Source organism: Nostoc sp. FACHB-152, assembly GCF_014697475.1.
Lineage (GTDB): Bacteria > Cyanobacteriota > Cyanobacteriia > Cyanobacteriales > Nostocaceae > Nostoc_B.
The window spans coordinates 1-18611 of record NZ_JACJRV010000051.1 but is presented as its reverse complement, the minus strand read 5'-3'; the positions used below and the strand labels follow the sequence as shown (position 1 = coordinate 18611).

The 18611-nt window shown below is 40.5% G+C and carries 14 protein-coding genes; 8 read left to right on the top strand and 6 right to left on the bottom strand.

What is annotated here, in order from left to right:
- Positions 1-15: 15 nt before the first annotated feature.
- The gene (locus H6G76_RS24910; protein ID WP_190707066.1) at positions 16-987 is read right to left on the bottom strand and encodes a CHAD domain-containing protein; all 972 of its coding nucleotides are present in this window, start codon (positions 985-987) and stop codon (positions 16-18) included.
- 279 nt (positions 988-1266) lie between these two features.
- Between H6G76_RS24910 and H6G76_RS24905 the strand changes: the two genes are divergently transcribed.
- Entirely contained in the window at positions 1267-2334 is a 1068-nt protein-coding gene (locus H6G76_RS24905; protein ID WP_190707062.1) for a DUF3616 domain-containing protein, read from the top strand.
- On the opposite strand, the gene H6G76_RS24900 is transcribed toward H6G76_RS24905, so the two are convergent.
- The gene (locus H6G76_RS24900) at positions 2331-2735 is read right to left on the bottom strand and encodes an NIL domain-containing protein (RefSeq protein ID WP_190707059.1); all 405 of its coding nucleotides are present in this window, start codon (positions 2733-2735) and stop codon (positions 2331-2333) included. The genes H6G76_RS24905 and H6G76_RS24900 overlap by 4 nt on opposite strands.
- 82 nt (positions 2736-2817) lie before the next feature.
- On the opposite strand from H6G76_RS24900, the gene H6G76_RS24895 reads away from it, so the two are divergent.
- Positions 2818-3405, top strand: coding sequence for a thioredoxin family protein (locus H6G76_RS24895; protein WP_190707057.1), 588 nt, complete (start codon positions 2818-2820; stop codon positions 3403-3405).
- Between the two features lie 278 nt (positions 3406-3683).
- Here H6G76_RS24895 and leuD read toward each other — a convergent pair whose 3' ends face one another.
- On the bottom strand, positions 3684-4289 hold the full coding sequence (gene leuD / locus H6G76_RS24890) for a 3-isopropylmalate dehydratase small subunit (RefSeq protein WP_190707054.1): 606 nt from the start codon (positions 4287-4289) through the stop codon (positions 3684-3686).
- Between the two features lie 156 nt (positions 4290-4445).
- Positions 4446-5849: a 3-isopropylmalate dehydratase large subunit gene (leuC, locus tag H6G76_RS24885; protein ID WP_190707051.1), complete on the bottom strand. Its 1404-nt coding sequence runs from the start codon at positions 5847-5849 to the stop codon at positions 4446-4448.
- A 601-nt stretch (positions 5850-6450) separates the two neighbouring features.
- Here leuC and H6G76_RS24880 point away from each other — a divergent pair.
- The 6 genes from H6G76_RS24880 (at position 6451) to H6G76_RS24855 (ending at position 17179) form a co-directional block, all read left to right on the top strand.
- A complete protein-coding gene (locus H6G76_RS24880; protein ID WP_190707049.1) occupies positions 6451-9582 on the top strand; it encodes a filamentous hemagglutinin N-terminal domain-containing protein in 3132 nt (1043 codons plus the stop codon).
- 15 nt (positions 9583-9597) lie between these two features.
- Positions 9598-12192 (top strand): CHAT domain-containing protein, encoded by a 2595-nt coding sequence (locus tag H6G76_RS24875; protein WP_190707046.1) that lies wholly within the window; start codon positions 9598-9600, stop codon positions 12190-12192.
- A gap of 211 nt (positions 12193-12403) precedes the next feature.
- Positions 12404-13039 carry a sigma-70 family RNA polymerase sigma factor gene (locus tag H6G76_RS24870; protein ID WP_190707043.1) on the top strand — a complete coding sequence of 212 codons (636 nt, stop codon included), beginning with the start codon at positions 12404-12406 and terminating at the stop codon, positions 13037-13039.
- A 33-nt stretch (positions 13040-13072) separates the two neighbouring features.
- On the top strand, positions 13073-14032 hold the full coding sequence (locus H6G76_RS24865) for a DUF1822 family protein (RefSeq protein WP_190707041.1): 960 nt from the start codon (positions 13073-13075) through the stop codon (positions 14030-14032).
- Between the two features lie 21 nt (positions 14033-14053).
- On the top strand, positions 14054-16417 hold the full coding sequence (locus H6G76_RS24860) for a CHASE2 domain-containing protein (protein WP_190707038.1): 2364 nt from the start codon (positions 14054-14056) through the stop codon (positions 16415-16417).
- A 12-nt stretch (positions 16418-16429) separates the two neighbouring features.
- Positions 16430-17179, top strand: a complete 750-nt coding sequence (locus H6G76_RS24855; RefSeq protein ID WP_190707035.1) for a DUF928 domain-containing protein — start codon at positions 16430-16432, stop codon at positions 17177-17179.
- Positions 17180-17418: 239 nt separating this feature from the next.
- Here H6G76_RS24855 and H6G76_RS24850 read toward each other — a convergent pair whose 3' ends face one another.
- Entirely contained in the window at positions 17419-18249 is an 831-nt protein-coding gene (locus tag H6G76_RS24850) for a peptidylprolyl isomerase (protein WP_190707032.1), read from the bottom strand.
- Positions 18250-18305: 56 nt separating this feature from the next.
- Positions 18306-18464 (bottom strand): hypothetical protein, encoded by a 159-nt coding sequence (locus H6G76_RS24845; RefSeq protein WP_313934829.1) that lies wholly within the window; start codon positions 18462-18464, stop codon positions 18306-18308.
- Positions 18465-18611 lie beyond the last annotated feature (147 nt).

The window sequence follows — 18611 nt, the reverse complement described above, 5'->3', positions numbered from 1 at the left end:
TTCATACTTCATACTTCACACTTCATACTTTAGAATTGCTAAATGAAAATTCTGCCTATTTTCTGCTTGTAAATAACGTTCTTGTATAGGTTGCCACTGCTGCCATAATTGGTAACGATTTTCTGCTAATAAATTGGCAAGTGTGGGCAGATGAGTGTGCAGTTCTGATTTAAAAACATCCGTCAGCCACTCTCCCATAACTACACTATCTTGGATGCTGCCTAAGATGTCTTGTATACTTTTTACCTCTGCAATATTAGCTGCGTAAGATTCTCCATATAAGTCAGAAAATAACTCCATTTGGTAGCGCACACGTTTAGCTTGTTTACGCAATTCATGAATAGTTGCGCCTTTATTATTTAAATGTTGCTCGACTTTTTCTGGTTTCCAGTCTGTGCGGATAGTAAATTCAGACTCGACAACTTGGGTTCCGACTAGCCACCCTGGATGCAAGAAAAAAATACTGACTTCAGGTAACAATAAATCAGGCAATACTTGCTTAATTGGCACAGATGATAAAGGATGATAGTTAGGTTTTTCTAACCATTCTTCTAATGTTTGCTTAAACGATTTGTATAGTTCATCTTTGAGCGTCTTCTGCACATTAGATGATGCAACTTCCCGTTGTTTATCTAAAGCATGAAACGCTTTTTGGAGAGCTTTTTGTTCTTTATCAGGTAATTTTGGTTGGTAAGCAGTTTCTAAACTTTCTTTTAATACATCTAAGTCTCGCAGACTACCAAGACGACGGCCAATTTTACCAATATTTTTATCGCTGGCTGGTTTTGGTAAATCTAGGACTAATTCAAATCTACTAACTGCTGTGCGGAGACGGCGCATACCTACCCGCATTTGGTGGAGTGCTTCAGGGTCTTCATCTTTCTTAACAGTTTTTTCCCATTTTAAGGTTTTATTAAAATGCTTTTGAATCGCTTGGTAGGCGTATTCTCCTAGGGTTTTTACTGCGGTTTTTGTATCTAATTTCATGATTGATAATAATTACATACTTATTTAGGTTATTGCATAATAGCATTAGTTAAAAATCTGTATCTATCTTTTGATATTTTTTTTTAACTTCTAAATATGGTGAGATAGATTAGTATTCACTTTTCATCTTCATACTTTTGTAAAAGATGGAGTACAAGCTGTTGTTTTTGTTTTGCCGTCGTAATTGAGAAAAATTTTATATAACGTTCAAAGCTTAAGTATTAAATCAAACATCAAAATATTCCAATTAACCTCTTTTAGAGGTGGAGAAGTAAGAGAATGCCTGAAAAAAATTTACTACATAAAGTTTATCTAACTTTTACTGATACTTTTAAAGAACACAGGGCGGATATTTCAGCAGTCAGGATGATGGCGGGAAAGTATTTATGGTTGGGTTCGGATGAGACTTCAACAATAGAGAGGCTGTCTTTAGTTGCACAAGATAAATTTACAGATCATCAACAATTTCGCGTTGCCGAATTTATTAATTTACCGGCATCGGAAGATGAAGAAATTGATATAGAAGGGATAGCTTATGCTGATTATTACTTATGGCTGGTTGGTTCTCATAGCTATAAGCGGAAAAAAACAAAGTCGGATAAGAGTGATCAGAAAAATATTGCAAGGTTAGCAAAAATTGAATCAGAACCCAACCGTTATATTTTAGCTAAGATTCCTTTGATAGATGGCAAGTTATTTCGTTCTTGTCTTCATCCTGAAGATGCAAATAAAGAGTTAAAATCTGCCGTTATAGAGATGACAAAACAAGGCAACTTGCTAATGACAGCTTTAGCCAATGATGCTCATTTGGGTCAGTTTATTAAAGCAGCAATTCCAGGAAAGGATAATGGTTTTGATATTGAAGGTTTAGCTATTTACCAAAACCGAATTTTTTTGGGTTTGCGCGGCCCTGTATTGCGCGGTTGGGCGATGGTTCTGGAAATTGAGTTACAAGACTCTCAGCCAGGGTTGATGAAATTAACGCTCATTGGTGAGGAAAAGAAGGAATATAAAAAACATTTTGTTTGGTTGAATGGGTTAGGAATTCGAGATTTTTGCCTGGATGGCGAAGATTTGTTAATTTTGGCTGGGCCGACAATGGATTTAGATGGGCCAGTGCAAATATACCGTTGGCAAAATGCTGTTAATTCTCCAGAAAATACGCTCAATAATCCTCAGTTTGTGCAAGATATTCCCTATGGAAATCGAGATGATCATGCCGAGGGTATGACGTTATTTGAGGATATATCTGGAGTGCCTTCGTTGTTGGTAGTGTATGATTCTCCAGCCGAGGCTAGGTTAGTGGACGATCGCACCGTCATCGCAGATGTGTTTCAATTAGGTTAAAGGTTGGTAGAAATCGCTTGTACTGGACAAGTAGGAATACATTGTTCACAGACAATACAGCGCGATCGCGTGAATGTCAGCTTAAATGTTTCAGGATTGAGGCTGAGTGCTTCTGTGGGACATACCCCAGTACACAAACCACAGTCTACACACACATCTTCATCAATGGCAATTTCTCCTAAACTAGAAGAAACGCCGATATGACGCGATCGCATCCACTCAATCGCTGCATCTAACTGATCGATATCTCCTGATAGTTCTACAACGAGTTTACCAATTTGATTAGGGGCAACTTGGGCGCGGATAATATTGGCAGCTACATTAAAATCTTTTGCCAGTACATAAGTTACTGGCATTTGGATAGCGCGTTTGGGAAAGGTGAGAGTAACTCGTTTTTTCACAGATTTAGCAGATAGAGGTTACACAGAAGGAAGACGATAAACTAAATAATGGCAATACTTAATAAGTTTTAATAAATTAGCTATGTCAAAAGAAGCACCCGTTAATTCTCCCGCCAAGCCAGAATCGACATTTGGGGCGCGAGTCAGAAACCTCTTAATTGTAATTGTAGCGATCGCCCTTAGCGTTGCCCTCTTCTTAGGGTTGCGAACTGAGACAAATTCTGTATCTGTGGCCGAGTTAGGCAAAAACTCTATACCCCTAGATGTGGCTTTAAGTAACGGTAAACCATCCATAGTTGAGTTTTATGCTGACTGGTGTACTGTCTGCCAAAAAATGGCACCAGATATGGCTCAATTAGAACAGCAATATGCAGACAAAGCGAATTTTGTCATGCTGAACGTAGATAATACTAAATGGCTACCCGAAATGCTGAAATATCGCGTAGATGGTATTCCCCATTTTGTATTTGTATCTAAAGATGGAGAAGATATAGCCCAGGCGATCGGTGATATACCCCGTACTGTCATGGCTAGTAATTTAGACGCGTTAGTAGCAGGTTCGCCCTTACCCTACGCCCAAGCTAGTGGTAAAACTTCTAAAGTTTCCACCCAAGTTGCACCGACAAATCAAGTTGACCCCCGAACTCATGGGAGTCAAGTAGTTAATTAAACAGAACTTACGCACTCAGACTGATTGTTGAGATTGGGTGTAAAGGTGTAAAGGTGTAAGGGTGTCTGACTTTTCACGGGATTTGAACAACCCCTCTCCAAACCTCTCCCCGAAGCGGAGAGAGGCTTTGAATGTTCCCCCTTCCCTCGAAGGGAAGGGGGTTAGGGGGTTAGGTTTCAAGTTTACTTTTCCACATAACTTGAAAAGTCAGATAGGGTGTAGGATGTAAGGCTGTGGAACATATACACCCTTATACCTCTATACCCAGTTACTTTAATCTAACTGGCTAACTTACCCCAACCGATATAAGGCAGCTTTGCAGCTGTTTCTCGAATATTTTCAGCGTTAGCAACTAACTGACCGCAAGCATCCCAACTACCAGAAACGAACATATTTCTGGAACCTTCATTAATCAAGACTGGGGCTGTAAAGTCACCAATTTGTACTTGTAAGGTTTCTAAATTGATTGTTACTGCTGCTTGGGGATTAGCTGCTACTAGTTCTTGTAGCTGTTTGACTATAGCCGCCTCAGCCGTCACACAAGGTATACCAATGGCGACGCAGTTACCTAAGAAAATTTCGGCGAAGCTTTCACCAATTAACGCTTGAATACCCCACTTTGCGATCGCTTGTGGTGCGTGTTCCCGCGATGAACCGCAGCCAAAGTTGCGGTTGACAATTAACACATTTGCCCCTTGGTATTGGGGTTGATCAAAAGGATGTTCGCCTTTCAAAGCTGTACGATCATCAATAAAAGCACCTTCACCCAAGCCATCGAAGGTGATGGCTTTTAAAAAACGCGCCGGAATAATGCGGTCGGTATCGATGTCATCGCCAACTAAGGGTATACCACGCCCGGATATTTGTTTAATTTTGCTGTCCATAATTTTTTCTTCTTTGCGCCTTTGCGCCTACTCTTCGAGAACGGCTTCCGCCGAATGCGTGAGATAAAAAAAGATTGGGGTTGATTACTAGAAAATAGCTGTAAACGCAGAGTGACGCTGAGTATTAGCTTTTTGCCTCCTGCCTCCTGCCCCCTCCTACAGCAATTCCCGCACGTCGGCGACTTCACCTTTAATTGCCGCAGTCGCCACCATCGCCGGACTCATGAGTAATGTGCGGCCGGAGGCGGAACCTTGCCGTCCTTTAAAGTTGCGGTTAGAAGAGGACGCGCTGATTTGTCTACCTTGGAGTTTATCGGGGTTCATCGCCAGACACATCGAACATCCTGGTTCACGCCATTCAAAGCCAGCCGCCTCAAAGATTTTGTCTAGTCCTTCAGCTTCGGCTTCTTGTTTAACTCGTTCTGAACCAGGCACAACAAAGGCTTTGACTCCCTCGGCAACTTGGCGACCTTGGGCAATTTTTGCGGCTTCTCGCAAGTCACTGATGCGGCCGTTAGTACAGCTACCAATAAAGCAGACATCGATTTTTGTGCCTTTGATGGGTTGTCCGGGTAACAAATCCATGTAACGATAAGCTTCTTCGGCAACAAAGCGGTCTTCTTCTGGTAATTCTTCGGCTTTGGGGATGAATTGATTGATACCGATACCTTGACCGGGGGTAATTCCCCAGGTAACTGTGGGGGGAATTTCGGCGGCGTTGAAGACGACTACATCATCGTATTCGGCATTAGCATCACTCTTGATTGATTCCCACCAAGCCACGGCTTGATCCCAATCTGCACCTTTGGGGGCAAAGTCTCTATTTTTCAAGTAATTATATGTGACTTGATCGGGGTTGACATAACCGCATCTTGCGCCACCTTCGATCGCCATATTACAGACAGTCATCCGTTCTTCCATACTCATCTGTTCAAAGGTGGTTCCCGCAAATTCGTAGGCGTAACCTACACCACCTTTAACACCGAGGGTGCGGATAATATGCAAAATCACATCTTTAGCGTAGACACCGGGGTTGAGTGTGCCGTTAACTTCAATTTTGCGGACTTTGAGTTTAGCCAGGGCAAGGGTTTGAGAGGCGAGAACATCCCGCACTTGGCTAGTACCAATCCCAAATGCGATCGCACCAAAGGCACCATGACTAGAAGTGTGACTATCACCACAAGCGATCGTCATTCCTGGCTGAGTTAATCCTAATTCTGGGGCGATGACGTGAACAATACCTTGATTGCCTGAACCTATATTATAAAAAGTTAAGTTATTTTCTTGACAGTTCTGTTCAAGTGCTTGAATCATGGCTTCCGCCACCGTATCGGCAAACGGACGCGCCTGATTATCTGTCGGGACAATGTGGTCTACCGTTGCAACAGTACGTTGCGGAAACAAAACTTTTAAACCCCGTTCCCGTAACATAGCAAAGGCTTGGGGACTGGTGACTTCATGAATCAAATGCAGCCCAATAAATAGTTGTGTCAACCCGGAAGGAAGTGTCCCAACCGTGTGTAAGTCCCAAACTTTATCAAATAAAGTACCTTTACTCATACGTCTATCGTTATGTAACGAGTCAAATAATTGTGGATTTTAGATTTGAGATTTGAGATTGATTCCACAGATAAATCTGGGAGTTTCTACCTTAAAGAACTGTTGGTCAGAGTTTTCATCGTATCAAAAAAACGGCGGAAGTATGAAGTGTAAGTAAGTCGGTGAGAAAAAACCTAACTATGTTAAGAAAGATTAACTAAGCTAAAAGCTTCTTCCCTCCTGCCTCCTGCCTTATTCTGACGATAAATATTCACGACGACCTACTTAGGAATAAAATTCAGTATTAGTTAAAGAATTCTTACAACTTGCAAAATCTTGATTTCTGCTGTTTGCTTCGGAGTTCTAAAAAATTCTCTTAAAAACTCTGCTCATAGCTCAAATTAGACTACTACAGAAACTTGGAAACTATAAAGATTAGTTGTAGTATCTGTAGGGAAAATAATCTCTCTCTACCAAAGATATGCTTTCGGTAGATGCTCCCGATAATGTTCAAACATAAATGTTAGTAATAATCGCTTGCCAACCGCACCGTTAGCTACTTATTCATACTGAACGTGAAGGAGTAGTAGTTTGGCAAACTACTACTAATCAAGGGGGAAAAATGTCCAGAACAAATAAATACTGGCAACTTTGGGACTGGAAATTAGGGATATTCAACTTTTTAGCAATAAGTGGAGCGATCGCTTTTTGGACAGATTACGCCCTAGCTCAGATTACGCCTGATAATACACTAGGCTCTGAAAGTTCTATCGTTACACCCAACGTTAATATTAATAATACTCCTAGCATCGTGATTGATGGTGGCGCACAGCGAGGAGCAAACCTATTCCACAGTTTTCGAGAATTCAATATTGATGAAGGACGAGGAGCTTATTTCAGCAATCCAGATGGAATTAACAATATTTTCAGCCGAGTTACAGGGGGTAGTCCTTCCAATATTTTAGGCACACTCGGTGTATTGGGTAATGCCAACTTATTTATGATGAATCCCAATGGCATCATTTTCGGACTTAATGCCAGTTTAGATGTTGGCGGTTCGTTTGTAGCTACAACAGCTAATGCACTGCAATTTGGGAATCTCGGATTTTTTAGTGCTACTGATAAAAATATCCCTTCACCGTTGTTGACTATTAATCCTTCAGCATTGCTGTTTAATCAGATTAATCAAAACGCAGCGATTCAAAATAACTCAGTTGCATTTGCAGGACAAGATCCAGCAGGCTTTTATGCATTTGGTTTACGAGTACCAGATGGTAAAAGTTTACTGCTAGTGGGTGGTGATGTCAGCATGGATGGGGGAGAATTAAGTGCTAATGGTGGACGAGTTGAATTAGGGGGATTGGCGGAACCTGGTACTGTAGCGTTAGGTGTAGATGGCAATGATCTTAGCTTGATATTTCCTGAGAATGTTGTGCGATCTGAGGTATCTCTTACCAATCAAGCAGGTATATATGTAGAAGGGGCTGGTGGCGGTAATATTGCAGTCAATGCCTCTAATCTAGAGATATTGGGAGGAAGTTTTTTAAGCGGTGGTATTGGGGTAGGTTTGGGGACACCTGAAACAATTGGGGGAGATATTACGCTGAATGCTACCGGGTCAATTAAAGTTGTTGGCACTGCGAGTAGTGTTAGCAATCTGGTGCGCTTAAACTCGCAAGGCAATGGGGGTAACATTACTGTCGATTCTGGTTCCTTGTCGTTACAAAATAACTCCCGACTTCTATCTTCAACTTATGGACAAGGGAATGCCGGGAATGTGACGGTACGGGTACGAGATGCTGTTGACCTTGAAAGCGGTGACATTTTCAGCACGGTGGAAGCAGGAGGTGTCGGTAAGGGAGGTAATATCGACATCAATGCTGCAACCCTGTCATTAAAAGATATCGCTCAACTGCAAACCCTTACTCGTGGTGCATCTGCTACCCAGCCAGGAGGACGGGGGGATGCAGGAAACGTCAATGTTAATGTTACTGGTGCTATTGATATTGCTGGAGAGAAAAATGGTTTTGTTACTGGGATTAGCAGCAGTGTGCAAACAGGGACAGTTGGTAATGGGGGTAACATTACCATCAATTCTGGTTCCTTCTCGTTACGAGATGGCGCTCAACTTGCTACCTTAACTTCTGGACAAGGGAATGCAGGAAATGTGACAGTGCAGGCACGAGATGCTGTTTCCCTTGCAGATGCTAGTATCCTCAGCACGGTAGAAGCTTCTGGTGTAGGTAAAGGAGGTAATATCTACATCAATGCTGAAACCCTGTCATTAAAAGATGGTGCTCAACTAGCAACCATTACTCGTGAAGCATTTGCTATCCAGCCAGCAGGACAGGGAGATGCAGGGAATGTCAATGTTAATGTTACTGGCACTATTGATATTGCTGGAGAGAAAAATGGTTTTGTTAGTGCGATTGTTAGCTTTGTCAGCATGGGGACACAAGGTAATGGGGGAAATATTACTATTGATGCTGCTTCCTTCTCATTACGCGATCGCGCTCAACTTTCTGCCTCAACACAAGGACGAGGAAATGCAGGAAATGTGACAGTGCGTGTACTCGATGCTGTTTCCCTTGTAGATGCTAGCATCCTCAGCACGGTCGAACGAGGAGGTATAGGTAAGGGAGGCAATATCGACATCAATGCTGCAACCCTGTCACTTACTGATAGCGCTCAACTGCAAACTCTTACTCGTAGTGCATCTGATACCCAGCCAGCTGGACGGGGAGATGCGGGGAATGTCAATGTTAATGTTACTGGTGCTGTTGATATTGCTGGAGAGAAAAATGGTTTCCCCAGTGGGATTCGCAGCCGGGTGCAAACAGGGACAGTTGGTAATGGTGGCAATATTACTATTAACTCTGATTCCTTCTCATTACAAGATGGTGCTGGACTGTCTGCCGAAACTTTTGGGCAAGGAAATGCTGGCATAATTAAAGTTAATGCTGCTGATTTTTTCACCATTTCTGGCAAGGCCTCTAACTTTAACAGTGGCTTGTTCGTTAACTCCCAAAGTCCGACAGGTACTGCTGGAGATATTATAGTTACCTCACCTAGAGTTACCTTAGACAACAGTGGCAGACTTGATGCCGAATCGGCATCGGGAAACGGTGGTAACATCAACTTACAAACTGATTTACTCCTTCTCCGTCGTGGCGCTCAAATTACCACTACCGCAGGCACAGCACAGGCTGGTGGTAACGGCGGCAACATTAATATTGATGCCCCGTCAGGCTTCATTGTTGCCGTGCCTGGTGAAAATAGTGACATCATTGCCAATGCTTTTACAGGCATAGGTGGGAGAGTTTATATCAACGCTTTTGGGATTTATGGTATTCAGCCCCGTGAAAGTCTAACTAACTTCAGTGACATTACTGCTAGTTCAGAATTTGGTACACAAGGTACTGTAGAACTCAACACTCCTGTCCTTGACCCTAACAGTGGATTAGTCAATTTGCCAGCAGTACCAGTTGATACAGAGATAGCCCAAGGTTGCACTGCGGGTAGTTCTATAGCTAAGAGCGAATTTAATATTGTTGGTCGTGGTGGCTTGCCTCCTAACCCCGGTGAAGCTCTCAACACTGATGCAGTTCAGGTAGATTTAGTTAGTCTTAATCCTAAAGTAGCAGTTTCTTCAACACCAAATTCTACCGTCAACGCTCAGGATTGGATAATTGATACCAATGGTAAAGTGACTCTTATAGCTAATGTTCGCCCCACTGCTGGTTGTCAGAATTAAGATGAGGGCAAGAAGATGGTTAGGAAAAAATTTAGATTACGTAAAATCAAACGCCTGTTTAGCATCATGCTGTTTTTAGTTATGCTCTTGGGTACAGGGTTATTGTCGCCCACGTTTGCCTATACGACAGCAGAAAAATCCATTGTTCAAAGCTTACCCGATGCTCAAAATTTGGTGGATCAAGGAAGAAAACATTATGAAGCTGAACGCTTTGCCCAAGCAGCAGCTTCTTGGCAACAAGCTATCTCTGCATTTGCTCAAGGAGATGAATTAACACTAGCCATGACTTTGGGCAATTTATCATTAGCGTATCAGCAACTGGGACAATGGAATGCCGCAGAAGAGGCCATATCTCAAAGTCTGAATTTGTTAAAAGCTACAAAACCTAACCCTCAAGTCTTAGCTCAAATATTAGATATCAAAGGGCGTTTACTATTAGCTCAAAGCAAACCTGAAGATGCCCTAAATATTTGGCAACAGGCAGCTAGTATTTATCAAAAAATAGATGACACTAATGCAATTATTCGTAACCAAATCAACTCCGCTCAAGCTTTACAAACACTAGGTTATTATCGCCAAGCCCAAAAGACATTAGAAGAAAGTATCCAAATTCTACAACAGCAACCGAACTCACCTTTAAAAGTCACTGGGTTACGTAGTCTGGGCAATGTGATACAAGTTACTGGAGATTTAGCAACATCTCGGCAGATATTACAGCAAAGTTTAGAAGTAGCTTCATCGTTACAAGACAAGCAAGCAGTAGCTGAGATTTTACTCAGTTTAGGCAACACAGCCCGTGCCGAACAAGATATCCCAACAGCTATCAAGTTTTACCAACAAGCTGCTAATGCTGCCACTTCCCCTAGTACAAGCATCCAAGCTCAAGTTAATCAACTGAGGCTATTGCTAGAAACAGAGCAAATTCCAGCTTTAACGGCGTTGTCATCTCAAATCCAAGCTCAACTTAGCAATTTACCAGCTAGTCGTACAGCTATCTTTGCACGCATCAACTTTGCTCAAACTCTGACGCAATTTAAAAAAAAATATACTACCGACACTCTTTCATGGTTAGATATTGCTCAATTATTATCAGTTGCTATTGAACAAGCCAAAAACTTGGAAGATAAACGCACTCAATCTTATGCTGTTGGTGTTTTGGGTGGGGTGTACGAACAAACTCAGCAGTGGAATGATGCTCAACAATTAACTCAGCAAGCCTTGTTAATGGCTCAAGCTATTGATGCTAAAGATATCGCTTATCGGTGGCAATGGCAATTAGGGCGTTTGCTCAAGGCTAGAGGAGATATCAAAGGAGCGTTCGTCGGAGACGTTGGCGCAGCCATCGCAGCATATACTGAAGCTGTTAACTATCTCCAAGCTTTACGATACGACTTAGCTAGAGTAAATTCCCAAGTCAGGTTTTCCTTTCGAGAAGAAGTCGAACCTGTATATCGAGAGCTAGTACAATTGCTATTGCAACCCCAAGGCAATTCTCAAATCAATCCCGAAAATATCGAAAAAGCCAGCGAAACAATAGAATTGCTGCAAATAGCAGAACTGGAAAACTTTTTCCGCAATACCTGTTTAAATACTCGAACTATAACTAAAAAAACAAATCAAACAGCAGCAGTTATCTATCCATTTATTTTGCCAGACCGAGTAGAAGTCATAGTAAATCTGCCGCAAAATCGTTGGTTGCACTACAGTACAACTATCGATGAACAAGAAGTCCAAACTACTTTAAAACAACTCCAAGAAGATTTACGCAAGCCCCACACACTGCGACAGGTTCAATCTTTATCCCAAAAAGTATATAACTGGTTGATTCAACCTGGTGAAGTTGCTTTAGTTGAGAATAAAATTCCTAGTTTAGTGTTTGTTTTAGATAGTTGGTTGCGAAATATTCCAATGGCGGCTCTCTATGATGGCAAACAGTATCTAATTGAGAAGTATGCAGTTGCCCTGAGTCCTGGACAGAATCTAATTGAACCCAAACCATTGCAGAAAGACTTAAAAATCATCGCTGCGGGATTAAGTGAATCACGCTCAGGATTTTCTGCATTACCAAACGTAAAACAAGAATTAGAGACAATTCGTTCTGAGTTACCTAGCAGCATTCTTCTTAATCAAGAATTTACTAGCAAGTCTTTGCAAGACCTCATTAATTCTCTACCTTTCCCAGTAGTGCATCTGGCAACTCATGGTCAATTCAGTTCTAAAGCTGAAGAAACATTTATTCTAGCTTGGGACGATCGCATTTACGTCAAACAGTTGAATAATTTATTCCGCACTGTAGAGCAAAACAAACCAGAAGCAATTGAATTACTTGTTTTAAGTGCTTGCCAAACTGCTGCTGGAGACGCAAGAGCCGCACTAGGAATTGCGGGTGTTGCTTTTCAAGCAGGAGCGCGCAGTACAATTGCTTCTCTCTGGAATTTGGATGATGAATCTACTGCGCTGTTAATGGGGAAATTTTACCAAGAACTGGCAAATAAAAAAATAACTAAAGCTGAAGCTCTCCGACGCGCTCAATTAGCTCTTTTACAAAATCCACAGTATAAACGCCCTCTATATTGGGCCCCTTACGTTTTGTTAGGGAATTGGCTTTGACCAAGCCCCAAAGGGGCGGTGTAGGGTGTGGGGTGTAGGGGAAATACAGCCCCAACAACTGCGCTCGATACCAGCCTCGTTGGGGCGGGCGTAGGTAATTATCTAAATATATATTTTTGTAACATTTATCAATCGTTTGTGTAAAAATTGCGCCTTATAGCAGAGAGAAATAGAGATTCGCTACTGGGTGCGATAGTATTCGAGGCCGCTTATGAGTAACGACTCGTCAAGAAAACAGCTAGATGAACAACTAAAAGAATTAGCACTTTTTGCTCAACAACATTCAAAGTTAAGCAAAGAGAGACGCATAGCTTTAACACAACTAATTAGTACCATTTGGCTATCAGGTAAACTTTGTCACCCCTATAGCGGTCAATTTTTAATGAATTATGAAGATATTTATGAAGAAGCAGTACAAAACTTATTCTTTTACCTTTGTCAAGATGACAATATTAGTAAATACGATCCAGAGCGGGGAGAATTTTTAACATGGGTGAATGTATTACTTAGCAAACGGTTTTTCCCAGAAGCTATACCTAAAATTATTGGGAAAAAAACTGAAATATCTTTGGAAAAGAGTCATATAGAGAATCTTTCCTCCTCTGAATCTGTATCTATATTTGAACAAATTATTCAATGTATTGAAGATGATCCCGAAGGCATTTTTACCAAAGAACACATAAAAAATCGTCCAGAAGTAAATTTTCAATCAATAGCGAAAAGAAGGTACTCTGGAGTTTCCTGGAAAGATATATCGGAAGAATGGGGGATTGGAATCACAACCTTAAATACTTTCTTTCAAAGATGTGTTAAAAAATTTGCCCCTAAATTAAAAGAATATGTATAGATTTTCTTCCATTTCATCGAAACAGGAAAAATTATGAGGAACCAAACAGCTTTTTTAACTTATTCCGGGATTATACCTCTCAGTGCTAGCAAGTTAGCACAAAAATTATCTAGTCAACAAGCTACACCACAAAAAGGTGAACAAGTTTGTTTAAATATTTTGGCTGTAGGCTTTGTAAATTCATATTTACAATATATGGGCTTTGAGACAAATTTAGAAGCAAGTGACTCTTGGAATCCTGTAGAGCAGTTACTTATGGATGTAGCTGATCTATCAATAAAAAATATAGGTTCTTTAGAATGCCGTCCGGTGTTAGAAGGGGAAGAGTTTGTCTATGTGCCACCCGAAGCACTAACTAACCGAATTGGCTATGTGGTCGTGCAAATTCATAAATCATTGCGAGAAGCAAAGCTGCTAGGATTTGTTCAAGAAGCATCAACTAATTTATTAGCAATTAGCCAATTAAGCTCTTTAGAAAATTTATTAAGCTATTTAGAATATTTAAACGGCTTGAATATAGCAAAATCAGCCATTCAATCTCCAATAAATAACTCCTTAGTAAACTTGCGAAAGTGGTTGGAAAATATTGTTGATACTGGTTGGCAAGAAATTGAATATCTTTTAGGTAGCCAAGCTATTTATGCAGATAGCAGTCTCAGAAATACTAGCAGCACTTTTATAAGCCGAGGTAAATTAGTTGAATTGGGGCAAGGAGATACCGCTCCAAAAGTAGTTTTAGTTGTCACCTTGACTCCAGAATCGGAACAAGAAGTTGACATTATAGTAGAAATACATCCCACACAAAAAGAACTGTATTTACCTGCCAATTTGCAACTCCAGATTCTGGACTTTGAGGGAGTGTGTGTTATGGAAGCCCAAACCAGAAATACTAATAAGAATATTCAATTACAATTTAGCGGTGAAATAGGAGAACATTTCAGCGTTAAACTAGTTTTGGAAGATACTAGTGCTATAGAAAATTTTGCCATCTAAAGCGGATACAAAGGTTCTGTCATGAGAAAGTTAGTTGTACTGAAGCTAGATGGTAATTTAAATGCCGGAGTACGGGTAACGTTAGAGATTGGAGAAGAAGGCTTTCGTCCCACTACAGAAATCTCAGGACATTTACCGCCAAATCCAGACATAGCAAAGGCAATTGATCAGTGGCAATCAACCTATAGTAGTTTGTGGAAATTTACTCGGATTAAAGCTAAAAAAATTGTTTATGATGGTTCCATTTCGCAACGACGCGAGGATTGCTACAACTTAACTCACCAGTTGCGATCGCATTTAAATCAATGGTTACTTTGTGAATCTTTTCGTCCCGTGCGGGAAAAATGGCTGAAGCACTTAATGCCAGAGGATGAAGTTAGAATATTAATCCGCACGGCTTGTTCACAACTGAATAAACTTCCTTGGCATTTATGGGATTTAGTAGATAGGGATTATCCAAAAGCTGAAGTTGCTTTGAGCGTTCCAGAATCAGAGCAAATAATATCAGGCTTACAATCATTTTCTCGTCAAAAGAAAGTTAAAATTTTAGCGATTTTGGGCGATAGTGAAGGTATTGATATTGAGCAAGACCGTCAATTACTAACGAAATTACCTAGTGCTACTACAACTTTTTTAGTAGCCCCTCAGCGTTTAGACCTTAACGACCAATTGTGGAAACAACCCTGGAATATTTTATTTTTCGCAGGTCATAGTAAAACAGAAGGTGATACTGGTCGCATCTATATTAATGCCACAGATAGTATTACAATTACCGACCTCAAGTATGCTTTGAAACAAGCTGTTGCTCAAGGGTTGCAGTTAGCAATCTTTAACTCTTGTGATGGATTAGGTTTAGCAAAAGAGTTACAAGATTTGCAAATTCCGCAAGTTATTGTTATGCGGGAGCCAGTACCAGATTTAGTCGCTCAGAAATTTTTGAAACATTTTCTCGAAGCTTTTTCTTCGGGACAGTCTATATACGCGGCGGTTCGCATTGCTAGAGAACGGCTTGCTGGACTAGAAAAAGAATATCCTGGTGCTACTTGGTTGCCAGTGATTTGTGAACATCCTGGTATAGTGCCGATGAAGTGGAACAACCCGCGAAAATTTTTTAATATTTATCGCTTCAGGAATTTATTAATTTTGAGCTTGTTGAGTACATTGGGTGTATTAGGATTAAGATATCAAGGAATTTTGCAGACATGGGAATTGCAAGCTTATGACCAATTAGTGCGTTCACGAAGTGTCTCCTTTGGAGAATCGCGTCCTCAAGAAAAGCAAGATTCGCGGTTATTGATAGTTACTGTCACTGAAGAAGATTTTCAACTACCAGAACAGAAGTTAAGAAGCGGTTCTTTATCCGATGTAGCACTAGCTCGACTATTAGAGAAACTTGCACAATTAAAACCACGAACTATTGGTTTAGACATCTATCGTGATCAGCCATCTAAACTTAATCCAGCAACTTTTGCCGAGCGCAATTTGTTTGCGATTTGCAAAGTTAAAGAACCCACAAAAGAGCGTCCCGGAATTCCAGCACCTTTAGGGATACCACAAGAACGTCAAGGGTTTAGTGATATTGTCTTAGATGCAGATGGGGTGATGCGTCGCCATTTACTAGCAATGCAACCAGCAGAACCTACATCCTCTTGCACTGCACACTATGCCCTAAATGCTCAACTAGCATTTCACTATCTACAGCAGGAAGGAATTTCTGCTCGGTATACAAAATCTGGGGATTTACAGATTGGGAATACTCTTTTTCAACGAGTGCAACTGCATCAAGGCGGTTATCAACAAGCCGATACAGGAGGCTATCAAATACTACTTAATTACGGTTCTTATGGGGATTCTCCTTTAAAGATTGCTCCTATAGTCACATTGACAGATGTACTACAAGGAAAAGTAAATCCTGCTCAAGTCAAAGATAAAATCGTCCTGATTGGAACTACTGCTCAAAGCTTCCGCGATTATATTTCTACTCCTTATCTAGATGAGGATGGTTCTCACCTGGAAATTCCTGGAGTAATTTTGCAAGCACAGATGGTCAGCCAACTTGTGAGTGCGGTGAAAGATGGACGGTCTATATTAGTTGTTTGGCCTGTTTGGGGTGAAGTGTTATGGATTTGGAGTTGGGCTGTGATTGGTGGTGTAATTGCAGTGGGCGTTGGCGCAGCCCGCCGTAGGCATCGCTCAGGAATACGTCTATTATTACTGAGTAGCGGTGCTATTAGTATTTTATATTTGCTTTGTTTAATTTTCTTTTACTTTGGCGTTTGGGTTCCTTTTGTTCCGTCACTATTGGTTTTAGTAATCACTGCGGGAAGCAGTGTATTTTACTTCAAGTCACCACAAACTCAGCAACAATTAATTGCTACAAATTGAGGTATAAAAATCATGAAATCTTATTTAGATAAAATTCCACTTTTTCTAATAATTTTAATATTTTTTAGCCAAACACAAGTGCAAGCACAAATAAACCGCTCGTTAATATTCACTGCACCACCCCCACCAAAAGGCGTTGGTGAACCGGGTAAGCGAGCGGAAGCAGGTAGTCGTGGTTGTGAACAAGACATTAATCAACCCTCAACTTCTGCTGCGTCAGAACATCTTACAGCCCTAGTACCTGTTTATTCAAAGTCAGACGTGGTATTTGCAACTGCAAGCACAGAACATCCTCGCTTTTGGTTTTATGTTCCTTATTTGTCTTCTTTTGCTGATGGAGAGTTTGTCCTGGAAGATGAGGCACAAAATCAGTCTATTTATAAAGCTTCTTTGCCAAATACACCAGGAGTGATTAGTTTTGACTTACCATCAAGCGCAAAACCTTTGGAAGTAGGCAAACAATATCATTGGTATTTTAATATTTACTGTAAGAGCGATCGGCAAATTATTGCGTATGTGGAAGGAGATATAAAACGAGAACAATTGAATTCTACTCTTAAAACTAAATTGGAAAAGGCATCGCCAAGCCAGCGTGTAACTCTTTATGCTGCCAATGGTATTTGGCATGACGCGTTGAGCGAAGCTGAGGAACTGCGTCGGAAAAATCCACGAGATACTTCTTGGGAAATGCTATTACAAGCTGTTGGTTTAAATAATTTTGTCACTAAACCAACATTAGATTGCTGCACTCTAAAACAATGAAATTGCTCTTTTCTTTCGATATAAACTACCTTTTATGATTATCCACCCTCTGAGTGCTGATTAAATGCATGGCAATCAGGCGTTCTCTGCATAATTTTTTTAGTGAAATGGTATTAGCCGCAAGTACAAAAGTTATATTAAACAGCTTTTTTGTTGACTACTATGGAGCAAAAGCTTGAGTAGCAATTTTATTTAAGTTCAAAATTTACAATTAATAATTCTGTTAGAAATTGACCATCTTATTGATGCCGTTCAGTATGATAAACGGAGATGCTTTCTGCTTTTATCCAAGCTTGAAAGAGTAATTCTAAAATTTGTTCTCTAATTTCATTTAATTCAGCAGGAAACCATTTTTCAATTCTCAAGATGTGGTACCCTAATTTTGTTTGGACAGGTTCAATCACTTCACCTTCTTTTGCTTGGGCAATAGCCTGTACAATTTCTGGCATTAATTCTGATACAAAACGAATGCCTACAAAGCCACCATTTTCTTTTGAATGTTTGCCTTTTGAGTGTTCCAGAGCTAAAGCACAAAAGGACGCATTTTCTTCTCTAATAACATGGATAATTTTGAGTGCATCTGTTAGATTACTAACTAAAATCTGGGATAGAGCAACACGTTTATAATGATTACGATTGCTCAAATAGTGAGAGTCTACACTATCTCCAAACAAATGTTCTTTTAACTTATTTGTAAGTAGTGACATTCTGATACCTTGAGTCCAATCTTCTACAGTGATTCGCTGCTTTTGAAGCCAAGCTAAGGTTTCAGAAGCTCCTAGCAACTTGTGTTCTAAGCGAAATGTATCTCCTGCTGCTTGCAATTCCTCATCGGAAATAGTGATGTCAAACTGCTCACACATACTTAAAACCAATTCATCGCGTTCAGCTAAAACTGCAATTTCAGCAATTTTATAAGAATGACGCAGGTAAGCAATAATTTCTTCATTTGTCGCTAGGGAAATTTCTGGCAGTACAAATTTCTCTGTGGAATCTAATTCCGCAGCTACTTCCTTGTAGGGGTTCCCCACATTCAGCAAATTGGCGTTTTTTTCTAAAATTTCGGTCATATGTTTGTTGTTCCTTTAAAATTGAATATCTTAATGTTTGTCATTTGCAATTTCTTCTAAGTTCGGTAAAGTAGTTGTTCAGGTGAAACTTCTGGAATTTTGAGCTTGTTACGATGTAAATCACCGTAAAGGTTTAAGTATTCAACTTCAGTGTCTGTTAGCTTCCCTTGTTGGACTCCAGCAATCGCCGCATCAATTTCTTCGCGTCTAGTCAAACCTGTTAAGCAAACATCGACACAGTTTTGTGTTAACGAGTATCGATATAGAACCCATTTGACATCTTATGAGGTTTTGAATTAAGGTACTCCTCAGCATCTAAAATCCAATGCTAATGGCGTATTCCAGCGACTTCACTGATGCAG

What these genes read in the sequence shown, in the direction of transcription:
- H6G76_RS24895 (WP_190707057.1), top strand. Translation starts at nt 2,818, where the DNA reads ATGTCAAAAGAAGCACCCGTTAATTCTCCCGCCAAGCCAGAATCGACA.
- H6G76_RS24870 (WP_190707043.1), top strand. Translation starts at nt 12,404, where the DNA reads ATGAGTAACGACTCGTCAAGAAAACAGCTAGATGAACAACTAAAAGAA.
- H6G76_RS24910 (WP_190707066.1), bottom strand. Translation starts at nt 987, where the DNA reads ATGAAATTAGATACAAAAACCGCAGTAAAAACCCTAGGAGAATACGCC.
- H6G76_RS24875 (WP_190707046.1), top strand. Translation starts at nt 9,598, where the DNA reads ATGGTTAGGAAAAAATTTAGATTACGTAAAATCAAACGCCTGTTTAGC.
- H6G76_RS24850 (WP_190707032.1), bottom strand. Translation starts at nt 18,249, where the DNA reads ATGACCGAAATTTTAGAAAAAAACGCCAATTTGCTGAATGTGGGGAAC.
- H6G76_RS24880 (WP_190707049.1), top strand. Translation starts at nt 6,451, where the DNA reads ATGTCCAGAACAAATAAATACTGGCAACTTTGGGACTGGAAATTAGGG.
- H6G76_RS24865 (WP_190707041.1), top strand. Translation starts at nt 13,073, where the DNA reads ATGAGGAACCAAACAGCTTTTTTAACTTATTCCGGGATTATACCTCTC.
- H6G76_RS24860 (WP_190707038.1), top strand. Translation starts at nt 14,054, where the DNA reads ATGAGAAAGTTAGTTGTACTGAAGCTAGATGGTAATTTAAATGCCGGA.
- H6G76_RS24905 (WP_190707062.1), top strand. Translation starts at nt 1,267, where the DNA reads ATGCCTGAAAAAAATTTACTACATAAAGTTTATCTAACTTTTACTGAT.
- leuC (WP_190707051.1), bottom strand. Translation starts at nt 5,849, where the DNA reads ATGAGTAAAGGTACTTTATTTGATAAAGTTTGGGACTTACACACGGTT.
- leuD (WP_190707054.1), bottom strand. Translation starts at nt 4,289, where the DNA reads ATGGACAGCAAAATTAAACAAATATCCGGGCGTGGTATACCCTTAGTT.
- H6G76_RS24855 (WP_190707035.1), top strand. Translation starts at nt 16,430, where the DNA reads ATGAAATCTTATTTAGATAAAATTCCACTTTTTCTAATAATTTTAATA.